General features: G+C 61.1%; 27 protein-coding genes and 1 pseudogene. 15 read left to right on the plus strand and 13 right to left on the minus strand.

The annotated features are described in order from the left end of the window. Positions 1-4: 4 nt before the first annotated feature. Entirely contained in the window at positions 5-1426 is a 1422-nt protein-coding gene (locus O3298_RS19475) for a PLP-dependent aminotransferase family protein (RefSeq protein ID WP_305060295.1), read from the plus strand. Between the two features lie 18 nt (positions 1427-1444). Here the strand turns inward: O3298_RS19475 and moaA are convergent, their stop codons facing one another. Continuing rightward, entirely contained in the window at positions 1445-2527 is a 1083-nt protein-coding gene (gene moaA / locus O3298_RS19480; protein WP_305060296.1) for a GTP 3',8-cyclase MoaA, read from the minus strand. Positions 2528-2640: 113 nt separating this feature from the next. Beyond that, a complete protein-coding gene (locus tag O3298_RS19485) occupies positions 2641-2931 on the minus strand; it encodes a helix-turn-helix domain-containing protein (protein ID WP_305060297.1) in 291 nt (96 codons plus the stop codon). A 166-nt stretch (positions 2932-3097) separates the two neighbouring features. On the opposite strand from O3298_RS19485, the gene O3298_RS19490 reads away from it, so the two are divergent. The 7 genes from O3298_RS19490 (at position 3098) to O3298_RS19520 (ending at position 12282) form a co-directional block, all read left to right on the plus strand. Then, the gene (locus tag O3298_RS19490) at positions 3098-5410 is read left to right on the plus strand and encodes an FdhF/YdeP family oxidoreductase (protein ID WP_305060298.1); all 2313 of its coding nucleotides are present in this window, start codon (positions 3098-3100) and stop codon (positions 5408-5410) included. 13 nt (positions 5411-5423) lie between these two features. Beyond that, positions 5424-6803, plus strand: coding sequence for a cytochrome ubiquinol oxidase subunit I (locus tag O3298_RS19495; RefSeq protein ID WP_305060299.1), 1380 nt, complete (start codon positions 5424-5426; stop codon positions 6801-6803). Positions 6804-6833: 30 nt separating this feature from the next. Next, complete coding sequence (locus O3298_RS19500) at positions 6834-7814, plus strand: cytochrome d ubiquinol oxidase subunit II (RefSeq protein WP_305060300.1); 981 nt, start codon at positions 6834-6836, stop codon at positions 7812-7814. A 27-nt stretch (positions 7815-7841) separates the two neighbouring features. Continuing rightward, positions 7842-8762, plus strand: a complete 921-nt coding sequence (locus O3298_RS19505; protein WP_305060301.1) for a bestrophin family protein — start codon at positions 7842-7844, stop codon at positions 8760-8762. A gap of 16 nt (positions 8763-8778) precedes the next feature. Then, positions 8779-9618 (plus strand): formate dehydrogenase accessory sulfurtransferase FdhD, encoded by an 840-nt coding sequence (gene fdhD, locus O3298_RS19510; RefSeq protein ID WP_305060302.1) that lies wholly within the window; start codon positions 8779-8781, stop codon positions 9616-9618. 182 nt (positions 9619-9800) lie between these two features. After that, on the plus strand, positions 9801-11267 hold the full coding sequence (locus O3298_RS19515; RefSeq protein WP_305060303.1) for an amidohydrolase family protein: 1467 nt from the start codon (positions 9801-9803) through the stop codon (positions 11265-11267). Positions 11268-11313: 46 nt separating this feature from the next. Beyond that, positions 11314-12282: a ribonuclease Z gene (locus O3298_RS19520; RefSeq protein WP_305060304.1), complete on the plus strand. Its 969-nt coding sequence runs from the start codon at positions 11314-11316 to the stop codon at positions 12280-12282. Positions 12283-12406: 124 nt separating this feature from the next. Here the strand turns inward: O3298_RS19520 and O3298_RS19525 are convergent, their stop codons facing one another. Continuing rightward, positions 12407-13063: a tetratricopeptide repeat protein gene (locus O3298_RS19525; RefSeq protein ID WP_305060305.1), complete on the minus strand. Its 657-nt coding sequence runs from the start codon at positions 13061-13063 to the stop codon at positions 12407-12409. Between the two features lie 165 nt (positions 13064-13228). Between O3298_RS19525 and O3298_RS19530 the strand changes: the two genes are divergently transcribed. Both O3298_RS19530 and O3298_RS19535 read left to right on the plus strand, forming a co-directional pair. Next, positions 13229-13888 carry a hypothetical protein gene (locus O3298_RS19530; RefSeq protein ID WP_305060306.1) on the plus strand — a complete coding sequence of 220 codons (660 nt, stop codon included), beginning with the start codon at positions 13229-13231 and terminating at the stop codon, positions 13886-13888. A gap of 51 nt (positions 13889-13939) precedes the next feature. Continuing rightward, on the plus strand, positions 13940-14410 hold the full coding sequence (locus O3298_RS19535; protein WP_305060307.1) for a GNAT family N-acetyltransferase: 471 nt from the start codon (positions 13940-13942) through the stop codon (positions 14408-14410). Positions 14411-14413: 3 nt separating this feature from the next. On the opposite strand, the gene O3298_RS19540 is transcribed toward O3298_RS19535, so the two are convergent. Beyond that, positions 14414-15031 (minus strand): TetR/AcrR family transcriptional regulator, encoded by a 618-nt coding sequence (locus O3298_RS19540; RefSeq protein ID WP_305060308.1) that lies wholly within the window; start codon positions 15029-15031, stop codon positions 14414-14416. A 247-nt stretch (positions 15032-15278) separates the two neighbouring features. Here O3298_RS19540 and O3298_RS19545 point away from each other — a divergent pair, with 247 nt between their 5' ends. Further along, the gene (locus tag O3298_RS19545) at positions 15279-16424 is read left to right on the plus strand and encodes an MFS transporter (protein WP_305060401.1); all 1146 of its coding nucleotides are present in this window, start codon (positions 15279-15281) and stop codon (positions 16422-16424) included. Between the two features lie 3 nt (positions 16425-16427). On the opposite strand, the gene O3298_RS19550 is transcribed toward O3298_RS19545, so the two are convergent. From O3298_RS19550 to O3298_RS19575, 6 genes are all read right to left on the minus strand, one after another. Continuing rightward, positions 16428-16598 carry a hypothetical protein gene (locus O3298_RS19550; RefSeq protein WP_305060309.1) on the minus strand — a complete coding sequence of 57 codons (171 nt, stop codon included), beginning with the start codon at positions 16596-16598 and terminating at the stop codon, positions 16428-16430. A gap of 64 nt (positions 16599-16662) precedes the next feature. Further along, on the minus strand, positions 16663-16863 hold the full coding sequence (locus tag O3298_RS19555) for a DUF3079 domain-containing protein (protein ID WP_151093551.1): 201 nt from the start codon (positions 16861-16863) through the stop codon (positions 16663-16665). A 175-nt stretch (positions 16864-17038) separates the two neighbouring features. Beyond that, entirely contained in the window at positions 17039-17347 is a 309-nt protein-coding gene (locus O3298_RS19560; RefSeq protein ID WP_305060310.1) for a hypothetical protein, read from the minus strand. Between the two features lie 9 nt (positions 17348-17356). Continuing rightward, positions 17357-17809, minus strand: coding sequence for a hypothetical protein (locus O3298_RS19565; protein WP_305060311.1), 453 nt, complete (start codon positions 17807-17809; stop codon positions 17357-17359). Positions 17810-18025: 216 nt separating this feature from the next. Further along, positions 18026-18472: a hypothetical protein gene (locus O3298_RS19570; RefSeq protein ID WP_305060312.1), complete on the minus strand. Its 447-nt coding sequence runs from the start codon at positions 18470-18472 to the stop codon at positions 18026-18028. Between the two features lie 28 nt (positions 18473-18500). Beyond that, positions 18501-18908, minus strand: a complete 408-nt coding sequence (locus O3298_RS19575) for a GNAT family N-acetyltransferase (RefSeq protein WP_305060313.1) — start codon at positions 18906-18908, stop codon at positions 18501-18503. A gap of 461 nt (positions 18909-19369) precedes the next feature. Here O3298_RS19575 and O3298_RS19580 point away from each other — a divergent pair, with 461 nt between their 5' ends. Both O3298_RS19580 and O3298_RS19585 read left to right on the plus strand, forming a co-directional pair. Next, a complete protein-coding gene (locus tag O3298_RS19580; protein ID WP_305060314.1) occupies positions 19370-19999 on the plus strand; it encodes a hypothetical protein in 630 nt (209 codons plus the stop codon). A 32-nt stretch (positions 20000-20031) separates the two neighbouring features. After that, positions 20032-20466, plus strand: coding sequence for a hypothetical protein (locus O3298_RS19585; protein WP_305060315.1), 435 nt, complete (start codon positions 20032-20034; stop codon positions 20464-20466). Between the two features lie 237 nt (positions 20467-20703). Here O3298_RS19585 and O3298_RS19590 read toward each other — a convergent pair whose 3' ends face one another. Both O3298_RS19590 and O3298_RS19595 read right to left on the minus strand, forming a co-directional pair. After that, complete coding sequence (locus O3298_RS19590) at positions 20704-21096, minus strand: GFA family protein (protein ID WP_099664941.1); 393 nt, start codon at positions 21094-21096, stop codon at positions 20704-20706. A gap of 154 nt (positions 21097-21250) precedes the next feature. Further along, positions 21251-21490, minus strand: coding sequence for a hypothetical protein (locus tag O3298_RS19595; protein WP_305060316.1), 240 nt, complete (start codon positions 21488-21490; stop codon positions 21251-21253). A 309-nt stretch (positions 21491-21799) separates the two neighbouring features. Here O3298_RS19595 and O3298_RS19600 point away from each other — a divergent pair. After that, positions 21800-21943, plus strand: a pseudogene (locus tag O3298_RS19600) (PLP-dependent aminotransferase family protein); the annotation flags it as partial. Between the two features lie 13 nt (positions 21944-21956). Here O3298_RS19600 and O3298_RS19605 read toward each other — a convergent pair. After that, positions 21957-23273 carry a serine hydrolase gene (locus O3298_RS19605; protein ID WP_305060317.1) on the minus strand — a complete coding sequence of 439 codons (1317 nt, stop codon included), beginning with the start codon at positions 23271-23273 and terminating at the stop codon, positions 21957-21959. A 101-nt stretch (positions 23274-23374) separates the two neighbouring features. On the opposite strand from O3298_RS19605, the gene O3298_RS19610 reads away from it, so the two are divergent. Next, a complete protein-coding gene (locus O3298_RS19610; protein ID WP_305060318.1) occupies positions 23375-24490 on the plus strand; it encodes a DUF3667 domain-containing protein in 1116 nt (371 codons plus the stop codon). The last annotated feature ends 108 nt before the right edge of the window (positions 24491-24598 follow it).

Below are 24598 nucleotides of genomic sequence, written 5' to 3' on the forward strand. Positions count from 1 at the left end.
TTGCATGAAATTGTATGAAAAGCTCGTCAGCGACATCGAGCAACTGGTGGCCAAGGGCGTGCTCTTGCCCGGCGAACGCATTCCCTCCGTGCGCCAGACCAGCCAGCAGCACAAGCTGAGCATCACCACGGTGCTGCGCGCCTACGTCAAGCTGGAAGGCATGGGCGTGATCGAAAGCCGGCCCCAGTCCGGCTACTTCGTGCGCCAGCGGGCCGGCGACACAGCCGCGCCGTCCATCTGCATGCAGGCGTCGCACCCCAGCCCCGTGCCGGCGGAAGTGCACGTGAGCCGCCTGGTGCTGTCGACCCTGCGCTCGATCGGCTTGCACGACGCCATCCCGCTGGGCTCACCCTACCCCGACCCGTCGCTGTTTCCCTGGGAACGCATCAACCAGTATGCGGGCGCGGTGGCGCGCCGCAACCGCGCGTGGAACGTGACGGACGACCTGCCGCCGGGCAACCCGCAACTGATCCGCGAAATCGCCCGCCGCTACATGGAAAACGGCCTGGCCGTCGATCCCGACGAAATCATCGTCACCGTGGGCGCCACGGAAGCCATCAACCTGTGCCTGCAAGCGGTGGCCAAGCCGGGCGACACCATCGCCGTCGAGTCGCCCACCTTCTACGCCATGCTGATGGCCGTCGAACGGCTGGGCATGAAGGTGGTGGAAGTGTCCACCGACCCGTATGAAGGCATCAGCATCGAGGCGCTGGCCGACATCATGGCCCGGCAGCCGATCGCCGCCGTCATGGTGATGCCGAACTTCCAGAATCCGCTGGGATTCCAGATGTCCGACCAGCGCAAGCGGGCCTTGTACCAGCTGCTGGAGCAGCACGACGTGCCCGCCATCGAAAACGGCGTCTACAACGAGCTGTATTACGGCGACGCCCACCCAACCTCGCTCAAGTCCTACGACCGCAAGGGCCTGGTGCTGCATTGCTCGTCGTTTTCCAAGAGCCTCAGTTCCGCGCAGCGCGTGGGCTGGGCCCTGGCCGGACGCTACCGGGGCAAGGTGGAGGAACTCAAATTCCTCAACACCCTGGCCACGTCCTCGTTTCCCCAGCTGGCCATCGCCGAATACCTGCAAAACGATGGCTACGAACAGCATCTGCGCCGTACCCGCAAGGCGTATGCCCAGCAGGCGCGCATCATGGCGGCCGCCGTGCAGCGTTTCTTTCCTGCTGGCACGAAAATCTCGCACCCGCAGGGCGGCTACGTGCTGTGGGTGGAATTGCCTGGCGACATAGACTCCATGCAGCTGTACCGGCGCGCGCTGGAATGCAAGATCACGGTGGGTCCGGGACGCATGTTTTCCGTCAGCCAGGCTTACAAGCATTGCATCCGCCTCAACTACAGCTATCCGTGGAGCGCGGGCGTCGAGCAAGCCATTATTCTTCTCGGTAAGCTCATCACCGAATTCCTGTAGACATTTCACGCAGTCCCGTCACCCGCCCACCAGCGACATGCGCACGGTGGGATACTGCTTGCGCCCGCCCAGCTGGGCCAGTGCGCCGCGCACTTCCGAATAGCGGTCGCCACGGCGCTGCCAGTGCTGGCGCAGCAGGCTTTCCAGACCTTGCGCGGAATCAAGCCGGGACCGCAGGTCGAGGCCGTCCTGGGCGAACAAGCACGTAAACAGCTTGCCGTCCGACGACACGCGCACGCGGCTGCAGTCGCCGCAGAACGGCTGCGACACGCTGGAAATGAAGCCCACTTCGCCGCCGCCATCCAGATAACGGTAGCGGCTGGCCGTTTCGTGCGAGAGGGGCTTGCCTTCGCCCAGCGACACGAGGGGGAACTCGGCGGCGATCAGCGCGCGCGCCGCCTCGGACGTGACGACATGCGTGCGCGACCAGGCGCCAATGCCGCCCACGTCCATGAATTCGATCAGGCGCAGCACCACGCCCGTGTGGCGGAAATGGCGCGCCAGCGGCACGATCTGGCTGTCGTTGACGCCTTTCTGCACCACCATGTTGACTTTCACGGGCGTCAAGCCCACGGCTTGCGCTACCTCAATGCCGTGCAGCACTTTCTCGACGGGAAAATCGACGCCATTCATGCGCTGGAAAATGCCGTTATCGAGGCTGTCGAGACTCACGGTGACCCGCTCCAGGCCCGCATCCTTGAGCGAACGCGCCTTGGCCGCCAGCAAGCTGCCATTCGTCGTCAGCGCGATGCTCACGGCGCGCCCGTCCGGCGTGGTCAGTTTCGCCAGCGCTTCGATCAGCTGTTCCAGGTTCTTGCGCAGCAGCGGCTCGCCGCCCGTGATGCGGATCTTGTCGACGCCGAGGCGCACGAAGGCGCGCGCCATCGTCTCGATCTGCGCGAAGGACAGGCGTTCGCTCGATGGAAGAAACGGGTAATCGCTGGGGTACAGCTCGGCCGGCATGCAATAGGTGCAACGGAAGTTGCACTGGTCGATGACGGAAATGCGCAAATCCGTCAGGGGGCGGCCCAGCATGTCCACGCACGGTTCGATATGGTCTGGCTGCCGGAGCGCCGGCTGCGGATACAGGATGGTGTTCATGGTGCTTCCCCTCGATAGGCATTCGTCTGGAAGTAGCATAGGACGAATGGGGGCAGGCAAAGAGGTACAGTCCGGCTCCGGCCGATAGAGTACAGACGCGCGGGACTGTGCTCCTACGGCGCTGGCGGAGGCGGTGCGGCAAACACCGTGGCGCACAGTTCCGCGCCCGCCGCGCTGAGCAGCGCGCTGCCGCCGCCGCTCTCTGCCGTCGTCACGTTCACCAGTCCCGCGCTGGACAGCGCATTGAGCTGGCGCAACAAAGTGCTCATCTGTACTCCCGCCCGCTTGGCCAGCTTGGCCAGCGACCACGGCTTCTCCGGCGCCTCCTGCCGCGCTTCCCACAGCAGCGCCAGCAGCGCTATCAGTGCCGCGTCGATGCCGTCGTCCTTGTCTTCCTTGTGCATGTTTTTTCTCCTTCTCCACATCATAGATCACGGCCGGCGCCGGCGCGACCGGCATCGTCATCTTGCCATCTGTACTCTGTTTTTTTGTCCGGAACTGTGCGCCTACGGGGCAAGCCGCCGCCCCTACCATGTGATTGTCCCATCGCATATCACCAGGAGAGTCATCATGAGCAAGCCAAAGTCCGACGCGCGCATCGCGCCCTACACCCATGCCGCGGCCGGTTGGGGTGCCCTCAAGTACGTGGCCATCAACCTGTTCAAGGAAAAAGTGAGCGCGGGCAATTACCGCTCGCTGTTCGAGCAAAACCAGCCCGACGGCTTCGACTGTCCCGGCTGCGCCTGGCCCGACCGCGAACACGCGTCGACCTTCGAATTCTGCGAAAACGGCGTCAAGGCCGTGGCCGCCGAATCGACGAGCAAGCGCGTGCGCCCGGAATTTTTCGAGGAGCACACGGTCACCGCATTGATGGAACAGTCGGACTATGATCTGGAACAACATGGCCGCTTGACGGACCCCATGGTGTACGACGCGGCCAGCGACAAATACCAGGCCATTTCCTGGGACGATGCCTTCGCCCTCGTGGCGCACCACCTGCACGCGCTGGACGACCCGAACCAGGCCGCCTTCTACACGTCGGGCCGCGCCAGCAATGAAGCGGCTTTCCTGTATCAACTGTTCGTGCGCGCCTACGGCACGAACAACTTCCCCGACTGCTCCAACCTGTGCCACGAGGCGACGAGCCGCGGCTTGCCGGAAACGGTGGGCATCGGCAAGGGCACGGTGCTGCTGGACGACTTCGAGCATGCGGACACCCTGCTGCTGTTCGGCCAGAACCCGGCCACCAACCACCCGCGCATGCTGGGCGAATTGCGCGAAGCGTCGCGCCGCGGCGCCACCATCGTTTCCATCAACCCGCTGCACGAACGGGGCCTGGAGCGCTTCACCAGCCCCCAGCATCCGCTGGAAATGCTGACGGGCGGCAGCACGAACATCTGTTCGCTGTTCATCTGCCCGACATTGGGCGGCGACTTCGCGCTGATCAAGGCCATGGCCAAGCGCGTCGTCGAACTCGATGATGAGGCCATCGCCCATGGCCAGGAGCGCGTGCTCGACTGCGATTTCATCGCCGAACACACGAGCGGCTTCGACGCCTTCGCCGCCGACCTGCGCGCGGAAAGCTGGGACTTGCTGCTGGCCGAATCGGGCGTGGCGCGCGACAAGATCGAAGAATTGACGCAGATCTATGTCAAGGGCAAGGCCGTCATTTCGACCTGGGGCATGGGCGTGACGCAGCACAAGAATTCGCTGGCCACCGTGCAAATCCTGTCGAACTTGATGATGATGCGCGGCAATATCGGCAAGCGCGGCGCGGGACTGTGCCCCGTGCGCGGCCACTCGAACGTGCAGGGCGACCGCACCATGGGCATCGAGGAACAGCCGACCAAGGAATTCCTCGACCGCCTGGGCCTCGTCTTCAACTTCGAGCCGCCGCGCCACCACGGCTACGACGCCGTCGGCACCATCGAAGCCATGCTGGAGAAGAAGGTGAAAGTGTTCGTCGCCCTGGGCGGCAATTTCTCCATGGCCACGCCGGACACGCCGCGCACCTGGGACGCGCTGCGCTCGTGCGACCTGACCGTGCACATCGCCACCAAGCTCAACCGCAGCCACCTCGTGCACGGCAAGGATTCGCTGATCCTGCCCACCCTGGGCCGCACGGAAATCGACGTGCAGTCGGGCGTGGCGCAAGGCGTGACGGTGGAAGACTCGATGAGCATGGTGCATATCTCGTTCGGCATGAACCAGCCCGCCTCGCCCAATCTGCGTTCGGAAATCGCCATCGTGGCCGGCATGGCGCAATCGACCCTGGGCAGCGAGAAGATCGACTGGCTGCGCTATTCCGGCAACTATGCCTTGCTGCGCGATTCCATCGAGCAAGTGTTCGACGACTTTTTCGACTACAACTTGCGCGTGGCCAAGCCGGGTGGTTTCCATCTGGAAATCGCCTCGCGCGAACGGGTATGGAAGACGGAAAGCGGCAAGGCGCAGTTCCTCGTCAACGCCGTGGAACTGGACACGCCGATCCACCGTGCGCGCCAGCAATATGGCGAGCGCCTGATGGTGCTGATGACGACGCGTTCGCACGACCAGTACAACACGACCATCTACGCCATGGACGACCGCTACCGTGGCGTCTTCGGCCAGCGCCGCGTCGTCTTCATCAACAAGGACGACCTGGCCATGCTGGGCTTTGCGGCCGGCGACTGGGTCGACCTGATCGGCGTGTGGCACGACGGCATAGCACGCCGCGCCGACCGCTTCCTGCTGGTCGAGTACGACATTCCCCGCGGCTGCATCGGCGCCTACTACCCGGAAACCAATCCGCTGGTGCCGCTCGACAGCGTCGGCCACGGTTCGCGCACGCCGACCTTCAAATCCATCCCCGTGCTGCTGTCGCCTTCGGCCGCAGTCAGCTGAACAGGAGAACGCCATGTTCGGTTTCGATACCCTGGACCTGTCGCGCGCGCAATTCGCGATGACGGCCATCTTCCACATCCTGTGGCCCATCTTGACGATCAGCCTGTCGCTATTCCTGTTCGTCGTCGAGGCGCTGTGGCTGCGCACCAGCGACCCCGTCTACTACCGCCACGCGCGCTTCTGGAGCAAGTTGCTGGTGCTCAACTTCGCCGTCGGCGTCGTCAGCGGGATTCCCCTGGAATTCCAGTTCGGCACCAACTGGGCGCCGTTTTCGCACCATTCCGGCCAGCTCATCGGCAACATCCTCGGCTTCGAAGGCGCCATGGCCTTCATGCTGGAAGCGGGCTTCATCGGCGTCATGATGTTCGGCTGGGGCCGCGTACCGAAGGGCGTGCACCTGTTTGCCACCGGCATGGTGGCGCTGGGGTCCAGCATTTCCTCGTTCTGGATCATGGTCGCCAATTCCTGGATGCAGACGCCGGCCGGCGTGCGCGTGGCGGACGGCAAGATCATCGTCACCGATTACGTGGCCGCCATCTTCAATCCCGACATGGCCTGGGCCGTGGGCCACATGTGGGTGGCCGCCGTGGAAACGGGCTTGTTCGTCATCGCCGGCATTTCCGCCTGGTATATGTTCAAGCGCCGCGAACCGGCCTTCTTCGCCCGCTCGTTCAAGCTGGCGCTGATGTTGCTGCTGGTCATCGCACCGTTGCAAGTGTGGCTCGGCGATTCCAGCGGCGTCGACGTCTTCAAGACCCAGCCCGCCAAGGGCGCGGCCATCGAAGGCCACTGGCACACGAACCGCGATGGCGAGGGCGCAGCCTGGTCCTTGCTGGCCTGGCCCAACCAGGCGGAGCAAAAGAATGACTGGTCCGTCGAAGTGCCCGGCATGCTCAGCGTGATCGCCACGCATAGCGCCACGGGCAAGATCACGGGCCTGGCCGACATCGCCCGCGCAGACCAGCCGCCCATGCTGCCGCTGCTGTACTACGCGTTTCGCGCCATGGCCGGCATCGGCATGTGGTTCGTGCTGCTGTCGTTCTGGACCTTCGTGGCTTGGCGCAAGGTGGGTGGACGGGTGCAGGAGTTCGTGCGCAACCGCAAGCTGCTGCTGGCCTGGGTGCTGACGATTCCGCTGCCCTACATCGCCGTCGAGTGCGGCTGGATCGTGCGCGAAGTGGGACGCCAGCCGTGGGTCGTGTACGGCTTGCTGCGCACGCGCGACGCCGTCTCCGACGTGGCGGCCCATGCCGTGGCCGGCAGCATGCTGATGTTTGCCGTGTTTTACGTCGTGCTGTTCCTCACCTTCTTTGTGTTTGCCAAGAAATGGCTGCAACAAGGCCCGGACGTGGCGCTGCCGCTGCCGGACGCCGCCCATGCCGCGGGGTATTGAAATGCGCCGCCATCTGACTAGGAGTGTGTAATGGATATGAATTCGCATGCCATGCTGGGCAATGCCTGGTTCGGCTTGATCGGCCTGATGCTGATCTTTTACGTCGTCACGGACGGCTTCGACCTGGGCGTGGGCATCCTCAGCCTGTTCACCCGCCGCGAGCAGGAACGCAACCTGATCTTCCAATCGATCGCCCACGTGTGGGACGCCAACGAAACCTGGCTGGTGGTGGTGGGCGGCGCCCTGTTCGGCGCCTTTCCCAGCGCTTACGCCACCTTGCTGGAACAGCTGTACATTCCCATCATGCTGCTGATCGCCAGCCTGATCATGCGCGGCGCCTCGATCGAGTTCCGCCATGCGGCCGGCAACAAGCGCCTGTGGGACGTGGTCTTCGGCGTGGGCAGCCTGCTGGCCGCCGTGGCGCAAGGCGTGGTGCTGGGCGAGGTCATCACGGGCTTGCAGCCGGGCCCGCTGAGTGCGGTCTTCACGGCCTGCACGGCGCTGGGCGTGGTGGCCGGCTATTGCTTGCTGGGCAGCACGTATCTGATCAAGAAGACGGGCGGCCTGCTGGAAGCGGCGGCGCGCCGCTACGCGACCACCAGCGTGCTGGCAACGGTCGCGGCCGCCATCGTGCTGTCGGCCGGCACCATGGTCTTCAGCGCCATCGGCCACGACCGCTGGGCGCAGCCGGGCGTGTTCGGCGTGCTGCTGGCCCTGGCCGCCATCGCCGCCAGCGCCCTCATCTACATCCTGTGGGCCGTGCACGTGAACGGCGTGCGCGGCCCCTTCCGCGGCGCCATCGTGCTGTTCCTGGCGTCGTTCGCGGGCCTGGCCATCAGCTTCTTCCCGGACCTGGTGCCGGGCAAGCTGAGCATCGCGGCGGCCGCGTCCGATGAGCCGACCCTGATCTTCATGCTGATCGGCATGGGCACGATGCTGCCGATCATGATCGGCTACAACCTGTTCCAATATTACGTCTTCGAGGGCAAAGTCGTGCCCCGGAAACATTGATTCACATCACAGCATGCGTCTTCCATCATGATCATTCGCCCCACCACCAACTGGTTCCGCATGCTGTTTGTCTGGGATGGCTCGGTGCTGCAAGCCATCATCCCGCAATTGCTGCTGATGCTGGTCGTCAGTTCGCTGGCCTTGCTGACGGATGGCCGTATCTTCGGCGTCAAGATTCCGCTCGATACGGCGCCGTTTCCCATGGTCGGCATCAGCCTGGCGATCTTTCTCGGCTTTCGCAATAACGCCAGCTATGCGCGTTTCGTCGAGGCGCGGCATATCTGGGGGCAATTGCTGATCGCCGCGCGGGCCCTCGCTTCGCAGGCGCTCACGTATCTGCCGCAGGAAACGAGCGGCCTGGACCACGAGTTGCTGCTGCGCCGCCTGGTCGCCTTCGTCTACGCGCTCAAGCACCAGCTGCGCCAGACGGACCCGCAGGAAGACCTGCTGCGCTACCTGCCGGCCGAGGACGTGCAGCGCTTGCAGGGCGTCAACTTCAAGCCCGTCGCCATCCTGCATGCGGTGCGCGCCATGCTGCACGACGCCGTGCAGCGCCAGGGGAGCCAGACGCAGCTGCTGTGGATGCTCGACACCCAGCTCAACGACCTGGCCGCCACCGTGGCCGGCTGCGAGCGCATCAAGAACACGCCGATCCCGTATCCGTACGGCGTGCTGGTGCACCGCACCGTCTACATGTATTGCTTCCTGTTGCCGCTGGGCCTGGTGGACGCCATCGGTGTGGCCACGCCCCTCATTTCCGTCTTCGTCGCCTACACCCTGTTTGCGCTGGAAGCCATCGCGCAACAGATCGCCGAACCGTTCGGCCTGGCGCCCAACTGCCTGGCCCTCAATGCCATGACGCGGGAAACGGAACGCTCGCTGCTGGAATTGCATGGCGACCCGCTGCCGCCGTCGATACGGCCCTGCCCGCGCTATCAGATCAATTAACTGGAGGATACCTATCATGGAATGCGACATCACCACCATCGAACGCGACGGCTACCTGGACGTTCCCATGGTGCGCCACCAGGGGGGCGTGGCCACGGCGGGCCGCGACATGGTGGCCGAGGAGTATCCCGTGGCCCTCGTCTACAACGGCATCGCCCACGCCGTGATGATGGCCACGCCGCGCGACCTGGAGGAATTCGCCGTCGGCTTTACCTTGACCGAAGGCATCGTCGGCAGCGTGCGCGACATCTACGACCTCGACGTGTGCTGCGGCGAGGATAGCGCGGAAGTGCGGCTGACCATCGCGCAGCCGGATTTGATCAAGCTCAAGGCCCGCCGCCGCGCGCTGACCGGGCGCACGGGCTGCGGCGTGTGCGGCATCGAAAGCCTGGCCCTGCTGGACCTGGTGCCGGAAAAGATCACGCGTCCCCTGCCGCCGCTGGTGGCCAGCAGCGCCATCCTCGGCCGCGCCGCGCGCGAACTGCTGCCTTACCAGGAGCTGATGCACAAGACGGGCGGCGTACATGCGGCCGCCTGGTGCACGGCCGAGGGCGCCATCGTGAAAGTGTTCGAGGACGTGGGCCGGCATAACGGCCTCGACAAGCTGATCGGCTACCTGGCCCTGCACCGCATCGCCATGCACGACGGCTTCGTCTTTCTGTCCAGCCGCGCCAGCTATGAACTGGTGCGCAAGTCGGCGCGCATGCATATCGGGCTCGTCGCCACCATCTCGGCGCCCACCTCGCTGGCCATCCGCATCGCGCGCCAGGCCGGCATGCAGCTGGCCAGCTTTTGCCGCCGCGACGGCTTTGTCGACTACACGGCGGGCAAAGATAGCGGCCAGCATGCACCTTAGCATGCACCTTGAACGGCAAATGCTGCATTCTTTGCTGTAAAGCAAGTGCACGCTTGACTTGCCATCGCTGCGGGCTTTCAATGGTCATTGTTTCCATTAATTAACTTTGTCCGCGTGCCAGCACACGGCGCGGCAGCGATGAAAGGATGACCGCAATGGCCCTGGCACAGGAGCAGCATCTGATGGATACATGGCAAACGGGCGGCTTGAAGCCGCGCGCCTGCGACTGCGGCGGCACCGTCTTCACCATCCTGCACCAGCGGGTGATGGCGGACATGCGGCGCCGGCAATTTCTCGGCGGCGCGGCCGCCATGCTGGCGCCCTTCATCGGCTTGTCCACCAGCAACGCCATCGCCCAGCAGCCGCAAACGCCCCAGCGCCCACTGCTGCTGACCAATCTGCGCCTGTTCGACGGCACGGGCAAGGCGCCCCGCTCCGGCATCCACGTGCTAGTGACGGGCCCGACCATTACCGCCCTGTTGCCGGCCGGCGAAAAGGTGGACGGCGCGCAAGTGATCGATTGCCAGGGCAAGCTGGCGATGCCGGGCTTGATCGACGCCCACTGGCACACCATGCTGGCCGCCATCAACCAGGTGACGGCCATGACGTCCGATATCGGCTATCTGTACCTGGTGGCGGCACAGGAAGCGCAGCGCACCCTGCTGCGGGGATTTACGTCCGTGCGCGATCCGGGCGGCCCCGCGTTTGCATTACAGCGCGCCATCGATGAAGGCATCGTCGACGGCCCCCGCATCTTTCCGTCCGGCGCCATGATTTCGCAAACGTCGGGCCATGGCGACTTCCGTTTGCGCTCCGACATCCCCCGTGCGGCGAATGCGCCGCTGGGCATGGCGGAAACGGCGGGCATGGCCATGATCGCCGATGGCGAGGCGGAAGTGCTGCGCCGCGTGCGCGAGCAGCTGATGCTGGGCGCGACGCAAATCAAGATGATGGCGGGCGGCGGCGTCGCCTCCATGTACGACCCGCTCGACAGCACGCAGTATTCGGAGCGCGAACTGCGCGCCGGCGTGGAAGCGGCCGCCGACTGGGGCACGTATGTGATGACCCACGTCTACACGCCGAAAGGCATACAGCGGGCCATCCGCGCAGGCGTGCGCAGCATCGAGCACGGCCAGCTGGCGGACGACGACTCCGCGCGCCTGATGCGCGACACGGGCACGTGGTGGAGCCTGCAACCGTTCCTGCAGGATGAAGACAGCAATGTGTATCCCGATGCAGCGCGCAAGGCCAGCCAGAGGATCGTATCCGAAGGAACGGTGAGGGCGTATGCTCTGGCGCAAAAGTACGGCATCAAGACGGGCTGGGGCACGGATATCCTGTTCAACGCGAAAAACACGCCCACGCAAGGCCGCCAGCTGGCGAAACTCACGCGCTTTTACGACCCATTGACCTTGCTGGCGCAGGCGACGGGGCAAAATGGCGAACTGCTGGCCCTGTCCGGCCAGCGCTCGCCCTACCCTGGCACCTTGGGCAAGCTGGCCGCGGGCGCGCTGGCCGACTTGCTGGTGGCCGATGGCGACCCTGCGAAAAACCTCGATTTCCTCGCCCAGCCGGAAGAAAACCTGCTGCTGATCATGAAGAACGGCCGCATCTACAAGGACAAATTGCGCGCGCCATTGGCAAGCTGAAGGCGGGCGCGTTGGCAACGGCGTTGGCTTGCCGCATAATGCGCCCATGTTCAAACTGACTTTTCTCGGCACGTCTTCCGGCGTGCCCACGCGCTACCGCAACGTCACGTCGCTGGCCCTGCAAACGACGCACAACCGCGACTGGTGGATGATCGATTGCGGCGAAGCCACGCAGCACCGGCTGCAGCGCCTGCCCCTGTCTGTGCACGACCTGGTGGGCATCTGCATCACCCACGTGCATGGCGACCACAGCTATGGACTGCCGGGCTTGCTGGCCAGCGCCTCGATGACGGGGCGCAAGAAGCCCTTGCTGCTGATCGCCCCGGCCGCCATCAAGGCCTGGATCGACGCGACCCTGCTGCACACGGAACTGTTCCTGACGTATCCGCTGATCCACATCGACGTGGACAGCGCGCCAGTGGTGTACGAGGAAGCGGGCTTGACCGTCTCGCGCCACGCGCTGTCGCACCGCGCACCGAGCGTCGGTTATCGTTTCGCGCTGGAAACGAGCAGATGGAAGCTGGACAAGGCGGCCCTGCAGGCGGCGGGCGTGCCTCCTGGTCCCGCCTGGGGACTCTTGCAGGCTGGCCAGGATGCGCTGTTCGACGATGGCACGGTCTTGAGTGCCGCCGCTTTCCGCCAGACGGAAACGCAGCGCGCCACGGTGGTGGTCGGCGGCGACAACGATACGCCGGCCTTGCTGGCCGACGCTTGCGCGGATGCGCAACTGCTCGTGCATGAAGCCACGTACACGGAAGCCATGCTGCAAAAGGTGGGGCTCGGCCCCACGCACAGTTCCGTGCAGCGCGTGGCGCAGTTCGCCGAAGCGGTCCGCTTGCCGAACCTGATCCTCACCCACTTCAGCGCCCGCTATCACCATGCGGAAGGCATGGCCGAACTGGAAGCGGAAGCGCGGCTGCATTACTCGGGTGAACTGTTCCTCGCGCGCGATTTCGACAGCTATGAACTCGACGCGGCCGGCGTGCTGAAAAAACTACCTGGGAAATCCCAATAACAACACCTAACAAAACCGTAGCGAGCGGAAGTAAGTTGTGGTTGAGAAGCGCAACTGTACGAAGGTACAGTGAGCATCGCAGACCGCAAATTACGACGCGCAGTAGGTTTTGTTAGGTGTTACTTTAGTGGGGATTGACGCCATACTGCGCCGCATACTCCGCGGCCAGCACGTGCGCCGCCTGCTGCTGTGACGGCGTGAGAATTTCCAGCAACTGGTCGCGGTTCTTGATCGATTGTGCGCTGCCCGCCTCGGCCGGCATGGCGATCCACGCATACGCCTGCACGTAATCGAGTTCCACGCCCTGCCCCTGCGCGTACAGCAAGCCGTACTCGTTCTGCGCCGACAGGGAGCCGGCTTCGGCCGCCTGCTTGTACCAGAACGCCGCCTCGGCATAGTCTTGCGGTACATCAATCCCCTTGCGGTAAGCCTGCGCCAGGTTGAATTGCGACTGGCCATCGCCCGCCTCGGCCGCCTGGCGGCCATACGCGAGCGATTGCGCCATGTCTTGCGCGACGCCATCGCCGCCCGCATACATCAGGGCAAGATTCGCCAGCGACGGCGGGAAACCCGCCTGCGCGGCTGCCGTGAACAATTCCACCGCTTTCGGCAAATCCTGCGTCACGCCATGGCCCTGGTAATACAGGCTGGCCAATAAATGCTGGCCGGCCGGATCGCCCGTGCGCGCCGCCGCATCGAATTGCTTGAAGGCCTCGGCATAATGACCGTCGTTATAGGCGAGGATGCCCGCTTCATTCAAAGATTCAGGAGAGGAGCTCATAAAGATTCCTTATTCGGGGATTTTTTGGCATTGTACACAGCACTGTTCCGCGCAGAATGCACGATAGGAAATCGTGTGGCGCATTGCCGGATTCATGCAGTATGATCATTCTCCGCCTGATGCAATCCACGCATTGTGCACTCGTGCCCGACCATAAATATCGCCATGAAACTGATCGCTCTGCTTTTATCCCTGATTTCCACCTCGGTCTATGCTGGTACCTTGCATCTGGATAAAGCCGCGACAGGCAAAGTGCGGCAAGCCGCCGATATCCGCTATACGAATCACGATGAAAAACAGACGTATCGGCTGAAAATCGGAAAGCAGTGGATGCATGGCAGTTGCAGCAGCAGCGGCACGGGCAATTTGCACGCGCTGCTGCTGGACATGAATTTCGACGGCCATGCCGACCTGTGGGTCACCGGATACACGGATAGCCAGGGACGCATCCGCTGTTCCGATGTATGGTTATGGGATGCGCCAGCGCAGCAATACCGTTTCAATCAACCCTTGTCAGCCATTCCGAATCTGAACATCAACATGGCCGAGCAAAGAATCGAAGGGGGCATACCCAATTGCGGCTGCGCGGCGCAATGCTTTTATGAAGACAGCTATGCGTGGCAAGCCAGCAAATTAATTACCATCGCCCGGCGCGAACAGGATTGCGAACGCTATCGGGAATACCGCTTGAATGACAAAAACGACTTGATTATCGTCAAGGATGAAATCATCGATAGCGGCAATCCCGGCCAGCAGGCAATCGAGAATAGCAAAATCTTTGACTGGCAGCGCCATGCGCAAACCATGCGCAAACCTTGGGAATGAGGTTTATCCAGCCTCATTGCCGCCACAGACACGACACCAGCGAGTAATGACATGACGACACATCCAGCTTCCATTACCTTCCATCCCGCCAAGGCGGAAGACACCCCGGCCTATATCGACTTGCGGGGCAGGACGCGGCAAAACGCCGTGTCCGCGGAACGCCTGGCGGAAGTGGGCATCACGGCCGGCACCTGGGCGGAAATGATGCGTTCGGGCAGCCTGCCTGGCCACGTCTGCCATCATGACGGCCAGCTGGCCGGCTACTGCTTTGGCGAGCGCGACACGGGCGAAATCATCGTCCTGGCGCTGCTGCCGGAATTCGAAGGGCTCGGTATCGGCAAAACCTTGCTGGAACTGGTGATGACGGAACTGCGCGAGCACGGTCATCAACGGCTGTTCCTCGGCTGCTCCGACGACCCCGCTTCGCGTTCCTACGGCTTTTACCGCTACCTGGGCTGGACCTCGACGGGCGAGACGGACAAATACGGCGACGAGGTGCTGGAGTTTCGCTTTACGGCCTAGCGTCTAGCCCGGCACGCGGCTGGCATCCCACACGCGCAGGATCTGCGTAATGGCACCGTCCAGCACGGCGTAGCCCACGCCATCGCGGGTCTGGATAGCCACGCCCGACAGAAAGCTGTCGAAGACGGACGCCAGCGCCACGGCATCCATATCACCAGGCAATTCGCCGCTGGCCATGCCCCGCTCGACGCAGCGCACGAAGCCGGCGCGGGTGCGACTGCGCGAAGCCGTCAGCGGTGCAGCCACGGCCGCATGCTCGGCCGTCGGCGCGCTCATGCAACCGAGCGCCACCATGCAGCCGGGCGGGTGGCCCGCATCGGACTGCATGCTGGCCGACTGGCGCAAGGCCAGCTCGATGGCTGCGCGCGGCGCCAGGCCATCGTCCCACAGGCATTCTGTCACGCGTGCAAACGTGTCCAGATAGCATTGCGCCGCTTCGCGGAACAACGCTTCCTTCGAGCCGAACGCCGCATAAAAGCTGGGCGCGGAAATGCCGCCGCCCAGGCTCGCCTTGAGCTGGCTCAAGGACGTCGATTCATACCCCTGCTGCCAGAATAAAAACATGGCCTGCTCGACCGCTGCCTGCCGGTCGAACGTGCGCGGCCGTCCCATTTGCGCCATCCATCGCTCCTTCTCATCTACCCATATGCTACTTACATACTACTCGATACAGAAGTCGTTGACAACGCGGTGCGCCATCGCCTATATTTATACCGATCGATACATATGTACCGCAATGACGGTCAGGGGTACTCCTGCGCCTGATCACTTGACAAGGATGTTTGCCGTGAATCACGCCACTATCACTACCGGAGGCAGCCCTGCGCCGGCCGACCGCCTCCCCGTCGCCGGCTTGCTGGCCCTGGCCATGACGGGTTTTATCTGCATCGTCACGGAAACCTTGCCCGCCGGCTTGTTGCCGCAGATCAGTACGGGACTCGGCATCAGCGCCGCGCTGGCCGGACAAATGGTCACGGCCTATGCCCTCGGCTCCCTGCTGGCAGCCATTCCGCTCACCATCGCCACGCGCGGCTGGCGCCGCCGCAACGTGCTGTTGCTGACCATCATCGGCTTTCTCGTGTTCAATACCGTCACGGCGCTGTCGTCCCACTACTGGCTGACCCTGGCGGCCCGCTTCTTTGCCGGCATGGCGGCCGGACTGGCGTGGAGCTTGCTGGCCGGCTACGCGCGGCGCATGGTGGCGCCGCATCAGCAAGGCCGCGCCCTGGCGCTGGCCATGGTGGGCGCGCCCGTCGCCCTGTCCCTGGGCGTGCCGCTGGGCACCCTGCTCGGCTCCCTGGTGGGCTGGCGCGCCGCATTCTGGATCATTTCCGCCCTGACATTGATCCTGATCGCCTGGGTGCTGGCGAAGGTGCCGGACTACCCGGGCCAGTCCATCCATGAACGCCTGCCCCTGCGCCGCGTCTTCACGACGCCGGGCGTGCGCCCCGTGCTGGCCGTCGTCATCGCCTGGATGCTGGCGCACAATATCCTCTACACCTACATCGCCCCGTTCGTGGCGCCGGCCGGATTGACGGAGCGGGTCGACCTGGTCCTGCTCGTCTTCGGCGTCGCCGCCATGGCCGGCATCTGGATCACGGGCAAGCTGGTCGAGCGCCACCTGCGCGCCGCCGTGCTGGCCAGTCTGGCCGTGTTCGGCGCCACGGCCCTCGTGCTGGGCATCGCGTCACAGTTTCCCATTGTCATTTACCTGGGCATGGCCGTCTGGGGCTTGTCCTTTGGCGGCGCGGCAACGCTGTTGCAGACGGCGCTGGCCGACACGGCCGGCAGCGGCGCCGACGTGGCCTTGTCGATGAACGTGGTGGCGTGGAATGGGGCCATCGCTGCAGCGGGCGTGGCAGGCGGCGCCTTGCTGGAAACCTGGGGCGCGGGCGCCTTCCCGTGGGCCATGGTCAGCTTGCTGGTGCTGGCCTTTGCGATCGCCTGGTCGGCCCGCGCGCACGGCTTCCGGCCGGGACGGCGCAGCGGCGGCGCGCCCGTGGCCGGGCATTGAGCATCAGGGAGCCGCAGAGACACTCATGATGCGCGGCACATGTCCCGTCTGCGCGAGGAAACGGACCAGGGTGGCATGCGGCAGCGCCACCGTGGCCGTGTTGCGCAGCGGATGCTTGACGAACCGGACATCGCCGGCGCTGCTTGCCAGCCAGCGTGACAGGGTTTCTTGCATGGAGAATCCTCAGCGCGGACGCGATAAAGAGATTGTAGCGGCGCGCCGCGTGCTGCGCTTGCCGTCAAGGCGGGTTCTCGTCCTTGTCGTCCTTGTCGGCCGCCGCCAGCCCCCAGTCATTCCAGCCTTCGCCAAACAGCTCGATCGGATGCTGCGTGCGTTCGGAACCATTGCCGCAGCGCATGGCATCCGGCGGACAATACTTGTCGCAACCCCAGCAAATGCGTTCGGGGTTCTTCGGGTTTAAGGGAAAGGGCTTGGCCATGGGAGGCGATCGTGTTCCGTTGAGGGTTCCTTGTCGACTCTAGACCTGGCGCGGGGGGAGGTCAAACCAATTTCAGCTAGAAATTTGCTCAAGTCAAATTTGCGAAGATTGCTGTGGCGGTAGCTTGCGCCTGACGTTCACCCAAAGACCAGACTATGCCATCCAAAGATAACCATCATTCCCTTTCATAACTGGTCACCGCATCATTCGCATTACTCTCGATGACCTTCATCATCCTGGCATTGCCCCGATATTTCATCTTGAGAATTCTCAGCTGATTTTTCGCCGCCTTGCAGTATTGGTGCATGCTCTTGAGAATGTCATCCTGCTGCCGCTTGGGTAGCTCCCCATCAAACTCTCCCGCCAGGTGCGCGCATGCTTCTGCGTTATAGATAAACCTGCTGACATCCTTGGGGAGTGGCTCGGCTGAAAAAGCGAAAGAGAGAACAAAATAAACTGGCACTATCAGGAAAAAATCGCGCATAATTTTCCTTTAATAGCCGTTATTAGACCAGTGTGGCCGGTCGCTTCCAGGCCCGTTGTATTTCTTGACCCCATATGTCGCAGCGACCGCGATAAGTTGCCTGTTCATGCCGGTTCTCGGCAAAGTGGCAATCTTCACCAGATTACCGCTCGCATCTTTCACCTCCACCGTTCCGCTCCACATCACATCCATATCAATCGCAAGGCCAGAATTGTGTTGCGAGCGTAGTGCAGGCTTGATGGGCAAATGATTAATCTGCAAGACAATCAACATCGCCTTGGCAGCCTTGACAGATGCGTCCATTTCACCATGATCCCACTCGATATTCACCCCCGCCATTTTGGGGATGTGTTGGGGATCCAGCTGTTTTCTTGCGAGTCTCCAGGCATAATGCATCAGGTAAGAGCGTTGCGGTGGTCTATAAGTGGCATTGATTGCAACCCTGATCCCCGCCTCTTTCATTGCATGCAGAAAGTCTTCTACGGCCAGACGAAAATTTCCTGATAAATCCCTCGTGTTAGTACTGCCTGGAAATTTTCGTCCTCATTTTTCACCGCTGAGTTCGTCATCCATCTCGCCTCCGCCATAAAGTATCCTTAATTTAATGCAAAATTAAAGAGATAGCTTTGACAGGAAACAGGAGGCTTGGGGTAGCCGTATCAACTGCATATAATCGCCTTATCGCGTAGAAACGGCCACTTCCAGCACGATACGCGCCACATTGACACCGCCGTCGGCGGCCGGCTGTGCCTTCAGCTCATCTTGCGCGTAGACCATCGTCACCATCGCGCCAGGCACGAACAGCCTGATGTCTTGCTTGTGGTTTATGTAGATGCTTTCGTCCACTGCCGAGCCATCCGCCATGCGCAAGGTGAAGCTGTTGACCTGATCGCCACGGCGGCTGTCCTGGCCCGCGAAATACGTGCGTTCAATGATGCCCGTCAAGGTTTGCGTCGGGAGGCGCTTAGCCTCGATGCTTTCCCACCAGACATCAGAAGCGAACAAGCCATGCCTGCCCTTCAGGCCCATGTGGGGCCTGGCACTGTCGAGGGTGAGGGCCTGGGTTTTGGCGACGCGGCCGGGATCTTTTGCCAGGGCTTCGGCGAGGGTATAGACGGGTTTCATCAGGTGCAGGAATTGTTAAAACGGTCGCTCAATGTTTGCGCCGGATGACGTAGGCGTTGCCGGCAGGCTCGAAACCGAGCGTCGGATAGTAGGACATGGCGTCCGGGGCGGAGAGCAGTATCAAGGACACGTCGTCGCCGATGATGGCCTGGGTACGCTTGACAAGTTCCTTGCCGATACCCAGCCCCTGGTACCGCTGGTCGACGGCCAGGTCCGACAGATAGCAGCAATACGCATAATCGGTCAGCGAGCGGGCCACCCCCACCAGCTCATTATCCACCCAAGCCGACAGCGAGAGGCAAGGCGCGGCGAACATGCGCGCGATTCTCGGGAGATTGGCGGTCGGGCGCTTGATGCCGGATTGATCGAAGACACGGATGACATCGAGCGGATCGAGGGGGAAGTTATGGCGATATTCGACGGTGATGTTTTTCATTGGTTCACGGGTGTAAAGAGTTCGCGCATGGCGCGTTTGCATTCAAAATATTGCCATTGCGGGCACGGGAAGAAACCTCTTGTATGCAATAGTATAACCAGCGGTCATCCATGCCTGTGGACGATACGCCCCAAGCGGGCGGAGGCAGCGGGATCTGCCGGTTCATGGCGTGACAGCGCCGGAGCGCGCCAGAAGCCATGATGCCACCGGGTGGCCGCCAACTCCCTCGCCGGCCTGCCGTACGTTGATTCAAGCGCCTCCGACCTGTTAAAATATATGCAAATTTCAATAAATAAAACCGTAAATAACCCGGATTTTTCAGATACAAGGAATGTGCTTAGCCAATGAAAGCCATTATATTCTGCACCAGTTTCATAAAAGATGCGCCATCCTGGGAAAGCCGGTATCAACGGTGGCTCGATTACTACGAAAACATACCAATCAATGCAATAAAAAAAATAATGATTGACGATGGTTCGCCATTTCTTCCACCTGCCGAAATCATCAAGACGGTTTCCCATAAAGATACGCTGATTTCAAATGACGAGAAAAATCTCATCATTCGCTTCGATAACAATCTGGGGCGACAAAGCGGGATTGATTATCCTGGCTGGTGGCGGAGCTTTCTCCACTCCATCAATGTGGCAAATGAATTAGGCGTCGATAAAATCATCCACATCGAGTCGGACGCCTATATTATGTCGCCGCACCTGGCAAATTTCATCAATGAAATAGAATCAGGCTGGAACGTCCTATGGTCTCCACGCCATCGTTTTCCAGAGACTGCCATTCAAGTCATCTGCAGAGATCAGTTTGGCATTTTTGAGAAATTCAAGGACGACAACCTGAGCCTGGCTTTCCCGGATATCGCGGAAAATTTGCTTCCTTTCACAGCTGTACACAAGCAGTTCAAAGGCGACCGCTACAGCGATTTCACGAAAAACAGATGGATATTTCGTTCGCGAAAATTCAACAATATTCCGATCTTTCAGCGGGAATTTTTCTGGGAAACGATACCGCCGGATGCGGACTTTGTCACCCAAGGGGTTAGCCGTCAACAATTCACCTATCGACGGGGCGAAGAAGCCTGACTGCGTCACGCTGAAAATTCGCCAACGCGCACATGCCTGGCGATGCCCCTTCCTATCCAATATCGAATAGACTTGGCAAGGATGTAAATATATTGCTACCCTCACAATTGAAAGAACGCGTGTACGCCCCCCTTGTCGTTTCTTTTTTTCTTGTTGCCGGTATTTCACCGGCACTCGCGACCACAATAGACGAGGATCGGACACGAGGCGACATACATGGCTTGTTTGAGATAAGGGATGCTGCCGTCAAGTTTATTGCAGCAGAAAATCTCAAAAATGGAACAAGATGGCAAGTCATGCAGCCGAACCGGAAGATTCTGGTTACCAAATGCGCAGCGCCTTTGCGTGCCGCATGGGTTCCGAAAAGCCACGGCCTGTCTGGGCCGAATGTTGCCGTGAGTTGCGCCAAGACCGACAATCCCGCGATACAGCATAAATGGGAAGTGTTTGTGCCAGTTAGCCGTTAAAGGGGGCATCGCGCATAAATGATCGCTTGGGAAGCCAAGATCGAATGGGCGCAAAGGCCAGTTCCGCCATTGGCGCATGGACAAAGGCGTTGGACGTCGTGGATGCCGGCTCAATTGAAACGCAAGCCACGAAATAGATATCAAGGCAATTGGGCCATGGACGAATAAAAGCAATCCTCCCGCACCTGACCTGACAACATGCGATAAAAAAGCCAGTCAAATGACTGGCTTTTCTTATTATGTCGGACTTTCCTGAAACTGTTTTGCACTATCACAAATCTCATACCATGCAGGCTTGGAGCCGACATGCACATGGAATTGTATTCTTGCCTCAGGGTCATCATCCAAGCAATTGACTGAGATTGGAAATGAATCATTCTCTGAGCCAATTTCCCCTAAAGAAGTTCCGCATTTTTTGCAAAAAGTTCTTGCATATGTAAACGGAGGCTCCGGCTCATAGCGTTGAATGAATTCCCGTCCCGCCAGCAAGGTAAATGAATTTTTATCAACGAAGGCCAGGGCGCTCGCTCCAGCCTTCCGACAACGGGAACAGTGACACATGCCCATCATTGCCGGAGGGGATGCCAATTCAAACTTTACCGAGCCACAGCAGCAACTGCCTTTGATCATGAGGAGTCCTTTTTGAAAGTTGACACTGTATTTTTACACAGTATTTACAAAAAGACAAGGCGCACATGATTCAGAAAGCTCCGTGCGCGCGGGGCTGCCGCGCAGCGGGGAATTGCTGCCGCATCACCGGATATCGGCAGACTATTCTTGGCCATCAGGGCCAGATCATCTCCAAACCGACCATCTTGACGAAGAAGAAGGTGACGAGCCCCAGGCCCAGGAGCGTTAGCACGAAGAGTGCGGCCACCTTGCCGCCCGCGCGCAGCACCGCGCGCGCCTCTTGCTCTTTCCCCTTCTTCCCTTGATCGTAATGCCACTTGATGGCGAAGAACATGCCCGTGCAAAGCACGAGAGCCTTGAACGTAACGAAGACTATAGGGGTCCAATCCATCATTTTGAGTATTTCCAGGTTTTATTACTTGATACTGTCTATCGTGAGGAGCACTTCCCCAAAACGCTGCTTCCGCAACTACGGTTCAAACCATCCCCCAGGGCATCCTGCGTGACTCTTTCATTATAGCCAGCTATGAAATATCAAGAGCACCGAGCGCCGTGATTTGCCGAATGCGGATGAGCGAGGTGAAAACGTCAGCGACGGCCATGCAAGGATGGTGTTGCTGCAGGTTCTGACACATACTACTTTAAAACAATATCCATACATTGAGACAAAATGTCCCAGTTGCAAACCATACAAGATTGAAACCTGACCATCTGCTTGCCGCGCCTGGCCGGGAATAATGGGCCACGTTTTTTGCAGCTTGCGGAGGCGTTGCAGGCGGCGGTGGCAGACGGATCGCTGACACCCGGTGACCGCCTGCCTCTGCAGCGCCGGCTGGCGGCACGTGTGCGTCCCCCTCGAATTACTCGGGAAAACCATTGCCAACTGCAATAGTCGCCGCCTTCACCGCAATCATTTCGGCCCCCGGGAGGCCCCTGTCAGCATTGGTCAGCACCGCCACATACAGCTGTTTCTCGGGCAGACGCAAAGCGTAGGTGGAAAAGCCGGGAATGCCGCCGCCATGTGACTGCATTGGCATGCCGCGCATCTTGCGCACGCTCCATCCGTAGCCATAGGGAACACTTTTGCCGTCGGCCAGGACATGGGCGGTAAACGCTTTCTGCTGGCTGGAAGGCTTAAGCAGTGTGCCGGCGCTGACGGCGGCATCCCAGCGCGCCAGGTCGTCCACCGTGGACACGAGCGCTCCGGCCGCATACGGCAGCGTCATGCTGACCGCCTTGCCTGGTTCGAAGCCGGAGCCGGCACTGCTGCGCGTATAGCCCTTGGCGCGCATCGCACTGCCACGCTCATGGCCTTCGTACGCGCTGTCGTGCATACCGAGCGGCACGAAGATGCGCTGCTCGACGAATTTGGCATACGACAGGCCTGAGACCTTTTCAATAATTGCACCCAGCAAGAAGTAACCCGAATTACTGTACGCATAGCGCGTGCCTGGCTCGAACTGGAGCGCATCGTTCTTGAAGCTGTCTATCATCTGACTCACCGTCTGATCCGTATTCATTCCCGCCTCAAAGGTCGGCTTGTTGGTAAAGTTTGCGATGCCCGAGGTATGCGTCAGCAGATGTTCGATCGTAATGCGCTTGCCTCCGCTGGGGTAGTCGGGAAGGAACTTCCGGATGTCGTCGCCCAAAGCCAGCTTGCCTTCATCCGCCAGCATCAGGATGCCGGTGGCGGTGAACTGTTTGCTGATAGAGGCGATGCGCATCACCGTGTCCGGGGTCATGGGCAGGCCCTTGGCCACGTCGGCCATGCCATACGCCTTGCGAAACACGGTAAGGCCAGCCTGCGTGACAATGACAGTGGCGCCAGGCTCGTTTGCCTTGAACAGGGGCGCGATCTCGCTGTCGATACGTGCGGCCAGCGCCACTTCTTCGCTGGCCCCAGTGACGCTTGCAGGAGCAACCGTGGTGGTGGAGGCGGAGTCAGCGTGGCTGGCGGGAGCTTGCAGCACCAAAAGCAGTGTCAGCAGCAGCGGTGAGGCGAGGCGACGCGAGTAAAGTTTCGACATATGGATATCCCGTTGAAAGTGGCTCGGCAGCGCGACCGTTCGCGCCAGCTCAGTAAGGAAGATAAAGAGGATGACGGCAAAGAACCAGCGGCTTGCGACAAACTGCGTTTTCGGCGGACAAGCGGAAGAAAAACGTCGTTTTTTTAGCACGCACCGGGCTGGTCGAACGGATTGCCGTTTTTGCCAGTATTTACTTGAACATACAGTCGCCTTGTTGCACAATCAGCCATTTTCCTGGTGGGAGATGCACGATGAGTGACCAGAAAGCGGCCGGCGCCCTGACGATGGCAGATGTGACGGCCAGCGAGATCGCGGGCGATCAAACGCCGCAGCCCGCCAGTGCCGCGCCCTTGGCGAACTGCGCCAACTGCCAGGCGCCGCTGGGCGGCGCGTTTTGCCAGGCCTGCGGCCAGCCGGCCCACATCCACCATTCTCTGCTGCACCTGGCCGAAGAAGTCGTGCACGGCATCCTGCACTTCGACGCCAAGGCTTGGAAGACGCTCCCGCTGCTGGTGGCCTTTCCGGGCCGCCTGACGCGCCGCTACATCGACGGCCAGCGCAAGAACTATGTTTCGCCGCTGGCGCTGTTCCTGTTCATGGTCTTCCTGACCTTCTTCGTCACCTCGTTCGGCAGCGGCCAGCTTCTCAGCCGCGACGCCAATATCGCCTCGCTGACCAACCACGCCGCGTCCGCCAAGCTCCGGGTCGAGCGCAATGAGCAGGCGCTGGAGGAGGCCCGCAAGGCCAATACCGGGGTCGCCGGTGTCGAGAAGGCGCTGGCCGTTTCGCGCAAGCTGCAACACGAAGCCGAGCAACGCCTGCTGTACGTCGCATCACCCGAAAAAGTGAACAGTGAGGAGGCAGTTGAGCTGAGAGAGCCCGGTTGGTTCGACAAGACTGTCTCCAGGATCGCGTCCAGCCCGCCCAATCCCGACGCCACTTTTCCTGAGCTGGAAAAAAGCTTTCATCACGCCGCAGAGAATCCCGAGTTGGCCTTTTACAAGCTCAAAAACACGATCTACAAGTTCTCGTTCCTGCTGATCCCGATCTCGCTGCCCTTCATGTGGCTGATGTTTTTCTGGAAGCCTGGCGTGACCATGTACGAGCATGCGGTGTTCGTGCTGTACTCGCTGTGCTTCATGTCCTTGCTGTTGACCGTGCTGATACCGCTATCGATACTCAACCAGGGCTGGCTCATCGGATTGCTGGTGTGCGTGGCGCCGCCCCTGCACATGTTTCTGCAGCTACGCGGCACCTACAACCTGGGCAAATGGGGCGCGCTGTGGCGCACCTGCATGCTGCTGGTAGTGGCCAACATCGTGTTTTGCCTGTTCCTCGTGCTGGTGTTGATGAAGAGCGTGCATTAGCAGTACGAGGGTCAGGTCTGCTATTCGAATACGGACTGATGCGTTGGGTGCTGTAAAAGCTAACTCAGTCGAAGCCTGATTAGAACCACGAACGCGCGCCCGCAGCGC

It is taken from the genome of Janthinobacterium sp. SUN137, assembly GCF_030587265.1.
Taxonomy (GTDB): Bacteria; Pseudomonadota; Gammaproteobacteria; order Burkholderiales; family Burkholderiaceae_D; genus Janthinobacterium; species Janthinobacterium kumbetense.

Bases quoted from the DNA above. Each gene is read 5' to 3' on its own strand.
- O3298_RS19475 (WP_305060295.1), top strand. From the start codon at position 5: ATGAAATTGTATGAAAAGCTCGTCAGCGACATCGAGCAACTGGTGGCC.
- moaA (WP_305060296.1), bottom strand. From the start codon at position 2,527: ATGAACACCATCCTGTATCCGCAGCCGGCGCTCCGGCAGCCAGACCAT.
- O3298_RS19485 (WP_305060297.1), bottom strand. From the start codon at position 2,931: ATGCACAAGGAAGACAAGGACGACGGCATCGACGCGGCACTGATAGCG.
- O3298_RS19490 (WP_305060298.1), top strand. From the start codon at position 3,098: ATGAGCAAGCCAAAGTCCGACGCGCGCATCGCGCCCTACACCCATGCC.
- O3298_RS19495 (WP_305060299.1), top strand. From the start codon at position 5,424: ATGTTCGGTTTCGATACCCTGGACCTGTCGCGCGCGCAATTCGCGATG.
- O3298_RS19500 (WP_305060300.1), top strand. From the start codon at position 6,834: ATGGATATGAATTCGCATGCCATGCTGGGCAATGCCTGGTTCGGCTTG.
- O3298_RS19505 (WP_305060301.1), top strand. From the start codon at position 7,842: ATGATCATTCGCCCCACCACCAACTGGTTCCGCATGCTGTTTGTCTGG.
- fdhD (WP_305060302.1), top strand. From the start codon at position 8,779: ATGGAATGCGACATCACCACCATCGAACGCGACGGCTACCTGGACGTT.
- O3298_RS19515 (WP_305060303.1), top strand. From the start codon at position 9,801: ATGGATACATGGCAAACGGGCGGCTTGAAGCCGCGCGCCTGCGACTGC.
- O3298_RS19520 (WP_305060304.1), top strand. From the start codon at position 11,314: ATGTTCAAACTGACTTTTCTCGGCACGTCTTCCGGCGTGCCCACGCGC.
- O3298_RS19525 (WP_305060305.1), bottom strand. From the start codon at position 13,063: ATGAGCTCCTCTCCTGAATCTTTGAATGAAGCGGGCATCCTCGCCTAT.
- O3298_RS19530 (WP_305060306.1), top strand. From the start codon at position 13,229: ATGAAACTGATCGCTCTGCTTTTATCCCTGATTTCCACCTCGGTCTAT.
- O3298_RS19535 (WP_305060307.1), top strand. From the start codon at position 13,940: ATGACGACACATCCAGCTTCCATTACCTTCCATCCCGCCAAGGCGGAA.
- O3298_RS19540 (WP_305060308.1), bottom strand. From the start codon at position 15,031: ATGGCGCAAATGGGACGGCCGCGCACGTTCGACCGGCAGGCAGCGGTC.
- O3298_RS19545 (WP_305060401.1), top strand. From the start codon at position 15,279: ATGACGGGTTTTATCTGCATCGTCACGGAAACCTTGCCCGCCGGCTTG.
- O3298_RS19550 (WP_305060309.1), bottom strand. From the start codon at position 16,598: ATGCAAGAAACCCTGTCACGCTGGCTGGCAAGCAGCGCCGGCGATGTC.
- O3298_RS19555 (WP_151093551.1), bottom strand. From the start codon at position 16,863: ATGGCCAAGCCCTTTCCCTTAAACCCGAAGAACCCCGAACGCATTTGC.
- O3298_RS19560 (WP_305060310.1), bottom strand. From the start codon at position 17,347: ATGCGCGATTTTTTCCTGATAGTGCCAGTTTATTTTGTTCTCTCTTTC.
- O3298_RS19565 (WP_305060311.1), bottom strand. From the start codon at position 17,809: ATGAAAGAGGCGGGGATCAGGGTTGCAATCAATGCCACTTATAGACCA.
- O3298_RS19570 (WP_305060312.1), bottom strand. From the start codon at position 18,472: ATGAAACCCGTCTATACCCTCGCCGAAGCCCTGGCAAAAGATCCCGGC.
- O3298_RS19575 (WP_305060313.1), bottom strand. From the start codon at position 18,908: ATGAAAAACATCACCGTCGAATATCGCCATAACTTCCCCCTCGATCCG.
- O3298_RS19580 (WP_305060314.1), top strand. From the start codon at position 19,370: ATGATTGACGATGGTTCGCCATTTCTTCCACCTGCCGAAATCATCAAG.
- O3298_RS19585 (WP_305060315.1), top strand. From the start codon at position 20,032: ATGCCTGGCGATGCCCCTTCCTATCCAATATCGAATAGACTTGGCAAG.
- O3298_RS19590 (WP_099664941.1), bottom strand. From the start codon at position 21,096: ATGATCAAAGGCAGTTGCTGCTGTGGCTCGGTAAAGTTTGAATTGGCA.
- O3298_RS19595 (WP_305060316.1), bottom strand. From the start codon at position 21,490: ATGATGGATTGGACCCCTATAGTCTTCGTTACGTTCAAGGCTCTCGTG.
- O3298_RS19610 (WP_305060318.1), top strand. From the start codon at position 23,375: ATGAGTGACCAGAAAGCGGCCGGCGCCCTGACGATGGCAGATGTGACG.